At 61.8% G+C, this 251-nt stretch carries 1 protein-coding gene; it reads left to right on the top strand.

Annotation, left to right across the window (positions count from 1 at the left end; all coding sequences use genetic code 11):
* Positions 1 to 251: ATP-binding cassette domain-containing protein (locus SB816_RS33670; RefSeq protein ID WP_410548459.1), on the top strand; the 251-nt coding region annotated here is incomplete at both ends.

The following is a 251-nucleotide window of genomic DNA, read 5'->3' as shown; positions in this document are numbered from 1 at the left end:
ATATGCTGCGGGAGCTTTCCGGCGGCATGAAACGGCGCGTGCTGATTGCCAAGGCGCTGGCGCACGAGCCGAAGGTTCTGTTCCTTGACGAACCCACCGCCGGCGTCGATGTGGCTCTGCGCCGCGACATGTGGACTGTGGTTTCCGAACTGCGCGCCAAGGGCGTCACCATCATCCTGACAACGCATTATATCGAGGAGGCGGAAGAGATCGCCGACCGTGTCGGCGTGATCAATGGCGGCGAATTGCTG

Origin of the sequence: Achromobacter sp. SIMBA_011 (genome assembly GCF_046535435.1) — a bacterium.
GTDB classification, from domain to species: domain Bacteria; phylum Pseudomonadota; class Gammaproteobacteria; order Burkholderiales; family Burkholderiaceae_B; genus Achromobacter; species Achromobacter dolens.
Note: the sequence above shows the minus strand (reverse complement) of the source record. Positions and strands in the feature narration are given on the sequence as shown.